Annotated in this window: 6 protein-coding genes and 2 pseudogenes; 3 read left to right on the forward strand and 5 right to left on the reverse strand. The window is 71.4% G+C overall.

Features of this window, described 5'->3' with window-relative positions:
• Window positions 1-359 precede the first annotated feature (359 nt).
• Window positions 360-749, reverse strand: a complete 390-nt coding sequence (locus tag ABD308_RS19025; RefSeq protein WP_344336072.1) for a transposase — start codon at window positions 747-749, stop codon at window positions 360-362.
• A 161-nt stretch (window positions 750-910) separates the two neighbouring features.
• Between ABD308_RS19025 and ABD308_RS39730 the strand changes: the two are divergent.
• Both ABD308_RS39730 and ABD308_RS19035 read left to right on the forward strand, forming a co-directional pair.
• Window positions 911-967: pseudogene (locus tag ABD308_RS39730) on the forward strand (hypothetical protein); the annotation flags it as partial.
• An 11-nt stretch (window positions 968-978) separates the two neighbouring features.
• Window positions 979-1,663 (forward strand): annotated as a pseudogene (locus ABD308_RS19035) (DUF2637 domain-containing protein).
• Between the two features lie 146 nt (window positions 1,664-1,809).
• Here the strand turns inward: ABD308_RS19035 and ABD308_RS19040 are convergent.
• The 3 genes from ABD308_RS19040 to ABD308_RS19050 all read right to left on the reverse strand — a co-directional run bounded on the left by ABD308_RS19040 (window position 1,810) and on the right by ABD308_RS19050 (window position 4,801).
• Complete coding sequence (locus ABD308_RS19040) at window positions 1,810-2,406, reverse strand: hypothetical protein (protein WP_344336074.1); 597 nt, start codon at window positions 2,404-2,406, stop codon at window positions 1,810-1,812.
• A 348-nt stretch (window positions 2,407-2,754) separates the two neighbouring features.
• Entirely contained in the window at window positions 2,755-3,312 is a 558-nt protein-coding gene (locus ABD308_RS19045; protein ID WP_344336076.1) for an NUDIX hydrolase, read from the reverse strand.
• 10 nt (window positions 3,313-3,322) lie between these two features.
• Window positions 3,323-4,801 carry an NsdA family TPR-like regulatory protein gene (locus tag ABD308_RS19050; protein WP_344336079.1) on the reverse strand — a complete coding sequence of 493 codons (1,479 nt, stop codon included), beginning with the start codon at window positions 4,799-4,801 and terminating at the stop codon, window positions 3,323-3,325.
• Window positions 4,802-4,881: 80 nt separating this feature from the next.
• Between ABD308_RS19050 and ABD308_RS19055 the strand changes: the two genes are divergently transcribed.
• Entirely contained in the window at window positions 4,882-5,052 is a 171-nt protein-coding gene (locus ABD308_RS19055; protein WP_344336082.1) for a hypothetical protein, read from the forward strand.
• 207 nt (window positions 5,053-5,259) lie between these two features.
• Here the strand turns inward: ABD308_RS19055 and ABD308_RS19060 are convergent, their stop codons facing one another.
• On the reverse strand, window positions 5,260-5,880 hold the full coding sequence (locus ABD308_RS19060; protein WP_344336085.1) for a UTRA domain-containing protein: 621 nt from the start codon (window positions 5,878-5,880) through the stop codon (window positions 5,260-5,262).
• Window positions 5,881-6,307: the final 427 nt, after the last annotated feature.

Genomic DNA, 6,307 nt, shown 5'->3' on the forward strand with positions numbered 1-6,307 from the left:
GAGCCGTAACCGTCGTTCATCAGTACTCGGAGTGGTTGGCGCGGACGGTTTCGAACCGCCGACATCGGCTTCGCAAGCCTTGGCGTGCGCCACCCGCCCCGACCTGCACCCCGCCCGGCCTGCCAGTTACCTGCTCATCACACCGACAGTGCCCGCAACTGACCACCACGTAGCGCCCGTTCTGGCACGCCTGTGGCACGGACATCCGAGTTCGCAACTTCGAGTAGTACTTCGTTAGGTTCGGAGTGGTCAGGTGCGTGCTGGCTGGCGTGTAGTGGGTAACTCGCGGTGGCAGGTAGGGCATTCGCCGGTCCAGGCCCGTATGAGGTCCCGGATGGCGTCGAGGACTCGGTGGAAGGTCAGGCCGGCGCCTCGACTTCTGGGTCGAGGCGCCGGAGGGTGAGGAAGGCGTGGGCGGCGGTGACCAGGGTGACGTGGTGGCGCCGGCCGCGCCAGGTGCGGCCCTCGAAGTGGTCCGGGCCCAGGCCGTGCTTCATCTCGCGGTGGTCGTGCTCGATGCGCCAGCGAATCTTGGCCAGGCGCACGAGGCGGCAGATCGCGGTGTCGGGTGGCAGGCTGGCGAGCCGGTAGTCGGTGGGCGCGCTCGCACCGGGCGGCCATTCGGCCAGCAAGGTCTCGGCCGACAGGACGCCGTCCCGGGCGGCGCTTCCGCCCACGTCGGCGTCGGCGAGCGTGCGGGGGATCTTCGCCGCGGGCCACACTTCCAGGACGCGGAACCGTGAGCGCATCGCCCCGCGACCGCCCTGGCGCCAGGTGACCTGCCGAAACTCCCGGCGCCCGCCCGCGGTGGCGAGTTCGTGCAGGGCAAGGGAGTCCGTGCGGTAGCGGGGCAGTGTCCTGCGGCCCGCGCCACCGTAGGCGGGCGCCTCGGGCTGCGCGCCGTGTCGGGGTGAGCGTCCACGCCGTCACCGACCAGGCCTCCAGCCCGTTGTCCTGGCGGCTGTTCGTGCCGCCGGACTGGGACGACCGCGACGACGAGCGCCGGCGGCGCACCGGCCTGCCGCCATCGCCGGCGCCCTCTCATTCGCCCACCTGCACGACCTGGCCGCGGCAGCCGGGCAGCACGACTGGAAGGCCTGGGCCTACCCGGTCTCCGTCGATCTGCTGCTCGTCGCCACGTGGCGCAGGATTCGGATGCTCCGCGACGCCGACGAACCGGCCCGCGCCGCCTGGACCTGGTTCGCCTCGCCCTGGCCGCCTCGCTCGGCGCGAACGTGGCCACCGCCGGGCTGCTCGACCTCGGCCACGTCCCGACCTGGCTCCGCATCCTCGTCGCCGGTTGGCCCGCCCTCGCGTTCTTCGGCGGCACCCTGCTGACCCACAGCCACGGGGAGCCTGCCGCTAGCCGGCCGTCGTCGACGACGCTCCGCCCGCCTACGAGCGGCCGGTCGCTGTGGCAGAGCCCGCACCCCTCGCTGAACCGTTGGCCGTCGCCGAAGAGCTGCCCAGCCTCCCGCCCGCACCGGCGCCGGCGCCCGCACCGCCGAGCCCCGCTCTCCCCGCCGCGCTGGTCGGCCACGCCCGCAAGGTCGCCGACGACCACCGCGCCCGCACCGGCGAGCCGATCGACACCGACACCCTGGGCGCCCGCCTCGGCGTCCCGCCGCAGCTCGCTTCCGCCATCGCCGTCCAGCTCACCTGATCCGACAGGAAGCGTGGGACGCTGTCGCGGCCTTGGAGGATGAGCTGACCCGGGTGCTTGACGCCCACTGCTGACGCCACCCGTTGAAGCGCCACGCCCCCCGTCCGGCCATGTGCCGGGCGGGGGGCGCTTCGTCGTGCCCGGGGTCAGCCCTTGAGGGTGACTTCGAGGCCCTTAGCCTGATCCGGGGTCAGCAGCTTGGATGCCCGGATCAGCACGGTCCCGCGTACCACGTAGTCGTACTCCAGAGCTGCGGGCAGGGCCTTGATGACGCCTTGGAGGTAACCGAGGCGGGCGGCGGCCTCAGTTTCGGTGGCGAACGTCTCGATCGAGCCGCCGCGGATGATGTCGTCCTCGTCGGCGCCTTCGAGGTCAGCGGCCTTCAGCCGGCTGTCGGAGAACGCGACCTTCGAGACGTACTGGCCGGGGCGGCCGAGGAGGTGGTTGGGATCGGTCTCAGCCGTGTAGGCCTTGACGAGCTTGATGCTGGGGACGGCCTTGGAGAGCGCGGTGAGGGCGGCGTTCGCATCCATCGGGGCAGCCGGCGTGGTGGCCGCAGGGGCCGTACTGGTCGGTGCAGCGGCCGTGGTAGCCGCCGCCGTGGGCGTACTGGCGGCACTGGTCTCCACCGCGGCGGGGGCGCTGGCGGCTGGTACGGCGGCGGGTTTGTCGGTGCCGGTGCTGCTGCAGGCGGCGGCGAGGGCGAGGCTGGCGGCGGCGAGGGCGAGGGCTGTGCGGCGCATGGGGTCCCCAGAGGTGGTGGTGTGGTCAGGGGGACCGTAGCGGGACAGACCGGCAGCGTGCGGACAATGTGGCCGACCTGTGACCAACCGGGCAGCCCCAACGCGGACTCTGCCTTGGCCTCGGCATCGAGCTTCTGACGTGCGGCGTCGATGCTGGCCTGCCAGGTCTGGTGGTGCTCGTCGACCTGTCGGGCTTGCTCCCAGATCGGGTGGGCGCGGAGAGCGAGGGCCGCCTGGACGTAGGCCTCGCGCGCGGCATCGATATCCCCGTCTTGCTCCCATGCCTGCGTCATCGCGCGGTCCGCCCGGAGCGCGGCGATGTGGAGGGGCAACAGGTGAGCGGGGAGGTCAGCCGTCCCCGCGCGCCAACCGGTGCGGGCCGAGGTAGTAGGAGAGGGCCGCGTGCGACGGCCCGTCTGAGACCTCGCCACCCACGAGGAGCTTGACCACCTCGGCCTCCGGCACCCACTCCACCCGGGCGGCCTCAGAGATGTCCTCGGGCTCTCCGATCTGTGTGCAGTCAGTAGCGTGGTACACCCGGAAATGCGCGTCGCTGATGCCCGCCATAGCGTCGTACGCCGTCATCAACTCCACAGCACCGGGACGCCAGCCGGTCTCTTCCTCCACCTCACGGGCGATGGCATCGGCCGGGTCCTCGCCAGGGTCGGCCCACCCCGCAGGCACTTCCCAACCCCACCGGCCAGTGATAAAGCGGTGTCGGTAGATGAGGAGGAAGCGGCCGTCATCGTCCGTGACGACGGCGGTGGTGGAGGCGCGTGGCATCCGCAGGACGTGGTGCTCGATCCGGCCGGTGCCGGGGATGTCGACGTCGTCGAGCCACAGCTCCACCCAGGGCGACCCATAGACCTGCCGTCGGCCGTAGACCTGCCACTCCGCTGCCGTCACCTAGGCCTCCTCACGCGCGTGCGAGCTGGTGGCTCGACTCTCTCACGCGCACGGCCAGCTCCCGCACGGGCCTCTCGGCCGCCCAGGGAGCGAGGGCCTGCTGGAACGCTCGGGCTCGGAGGACAAGGGGCTGGACCATGGCAGTGCCAGCGAGGTCGAGTGCAGCATGGGCTGTGCCGAGCGCGGCGTCGAGGTCTCCCTGGGCGAGCCGGACCTCGGCGAGGTCGAGGGTGAGCACGGAGCGGCCCTTGACGTCGGCCACGGCCCTGGCGCTGATGGCTGCCTCCAGGAGGCGCCCGGCGGCGTCATGCTCGCCGAGGTGGGCGTAGGTCTCACCCGCGATGCCGTCAAGGCGGGGAGCGGTGAAGAAGTCGAGGCCGCCCACTACCTCGTCCTCCGAGAGGTCAAGGTGGTGGGCGGCCTGGTCAAGTGCGGCCAGTGCAGTCGGCCGGTCGCCGCCAGCCGCTACAGCGCGGGCGCGGTTGGCGGCGACCCATGCACGGCGGCGGCGGGGGGCCGCTGTGGCAGCGAGAGCGTCGGCCTGATCCAGGAGAACGGCGGCCGTGTCGCGCCGGCCAGCGGTGTACTCAACGATCGACTGCATGGTGAGGAGCCACGCGGTGAGGTCGTCGGCCTCTCCCTCGCCGGCGGCGACGGCGCCAAGGTGGAAATGGGCCTCGGACCGGCCGCGGTCGCCAAGGTCATGGTGGGCGAGGCCGAGCAGGCCAGCCACGGCGGCCAGTATCCGCACTCCTCGGCGACGGGCGGCGATGGACTGCGGCCGGTCGAGCATCGCGTGCACACCGACGAGCTGCCGCTGGAGCGCAGGCACGGACTCCGCAGGCGGCGTGGACGGGTAGCGGTAGGCCACGTCGGCGACGGCCGCCTCCAGGTGGGTCAGGGCGGAATCAGAGGCAGTGGAGCGGGACATCATGTCGAGGACTTCCCAGGTCTCAGGGACGGCAGCGGGCCCGAAGGCGAAGGGCCCGGGGGTCTGCTCCCACGGGCGGTCGGCGAGGCCGAGCATGCGTCCGGGGATGCGGAGACCGTCGGCGATCCGCTCGATGACGTCCATGCTGGAGACCGTCCGACCGCCACTCGTGATCTCGGTAACGCGGCTGATCGACAAGCCCGTGCGTCGGGCGAGCTGGGCGGGGCCGATGCCGGCCCGGCGGGCGAGCTGGAAGACGCTGCCGATTTCTCTATGCGCGCACGCGCTGACGAACGCGGGGTCCGCGAGCACATGGGCAGGGAGCGGTTCCGGTGCGGGCACGGTGCCTCCCGGGTCGATGGTGGCACGAGCGTAGTAGCGGCCGGCACTACACGGTGGGTACTCACCGTGGCCCTGGCGGCGGCCTCGGGGAATGCCGATGCTGGGGCCGTGATCAACCACCGCCGAGCACCGGCGCCGTTCACCCGTGCCCAGAAGGACGGGCTTGCGTGCATCGTGTGCAGCGGTGACCACGGCGATCTTGTCCCGGCTGGCCACGTCTGCGTTCCGGACCTGCCAAGCCTGGGTTGGGCCGTCGTCGCGCACCCCACCTGCCCGAGCGCCCCCAAGGAGGAGCAGTGAGCTACGACCCCGACGAAGGCAATGTCGGGTTCTTCGACCCGGGCGACGACCCCGAGTGGCAGGCCGCGGTGTCCGCAGTGTCTGAGACGTACGGCACCCCTGCGGCCCCGGAGTCCACGGATTGGCCGGGCGCGCCGCTGCCGGGTAGTCCGTGGCCGGGCGAGTGAGCGCCGCCGGCGGCACCCCAGTGCGGGCGGCGGGCACCTGCGTGTCCTGCGGCACGCCACACGTCGAGGGCCAGCTAGTGCGGACGGTGGACGAGCGGACCGAGCTGGTGCGTCACTGCAACGCGACTACCCGGCACCGAGCAAGCCGCCCGCGCACCTGGTCCCGTTGACTCCCTGGCCGGCGTCCGGCGAGGCGTCGGCCAGGGCCTACCGCAGTCGGACCCTCCATCGGTCGGCGGGCAGCACCATGTCCGCGACCTCGATGGGGCGTCCGGCCTCGGAGTACCGGGTGCGCTGGATCAGCCAGGCCGGTACGCCGCTCGGCAGGCCGAGGTGTTCACCCTTAGCTGGCGTGAGGTGGTGGAGGACGACCTCAGCCTCGACGCGGGACCACCGTTCCGGTCTGGCACCAGCCCACCACGTCGTGATGAGGTGGCTCGGCCGCTGGTCGGGATCGAGCAGCTCCTCGCGATGCCATCTGACCCTGGTCCGACTGGGCACACCCAGGCGTCCGGCAAGGTCGGCATCGGCTCGCTGACTGCCGGCCGCCCCCTCGCCGCGGGGGTGGGGCCAGTCTCCGTCGGGATCGAGGAGTGTGCGCACAGCAGGAGGATGCGCTACCCAGAGCCGGGTGCGTTGAGTTCCTTCGAGTTCCCCGCTTCGCCGTAACAGCGCCATGCCGAGACGTACGGCAGCATCGGTGGTCCCCAGCTCGGCAGCGAATTTGGCGCGGGAGGGAAGCTGGTAGCCGGGTGGCCACTCGCCGCTGGCGATCCGGCGGCGGATCTCTGCGGCGACGCGCTGGTATGGCGGCGCGGCCCGAGGCATGCATGTCCCTGTACGTCGTCACGGCGGCCGGTGGTGGCCGTGACCAAACCGTAGAGATGCGTTCGAAAGCTTGGGCGCCCAAGACCTTGCGCAGGTCAACGGCCACGTCGAAGCTTGTTAGTACCTTGAACGATCAAGTGGACTGGTGTTCGAATACCCCGGTCGACCGCACGCCTACACCCTTAGAGCCTTCCCGCGAGTCCGACCCTCCGGGATACAAAGCGCGCCGAGGTGGTCCACGACCACCCCTCCTCCTCGGCGCGAACGCCCCCGACCGTTCATACCGGCCGGGGGCGTTTCCGCGCCCGCCCCTCCCTGACCTGGCAGAACGCCATGATCATTTGGGAGGAATTTAGGAGCCGACTCCCCCGAGCGAGACATCAAGCAGACTCAGATGCCATACAGGGAGCCTACATACACGACTGCG

Source organism: Kitasatospora putterlickiae (assembly GCF_039527695.1).
Taxonomy (GTDB): domain Bacteria; phylum Actinomycetota; class Actinomycetes; order Streptomycetales; family Streptomycetaceae; genus Kitasatospora; species Kitasatospora putterlickiae.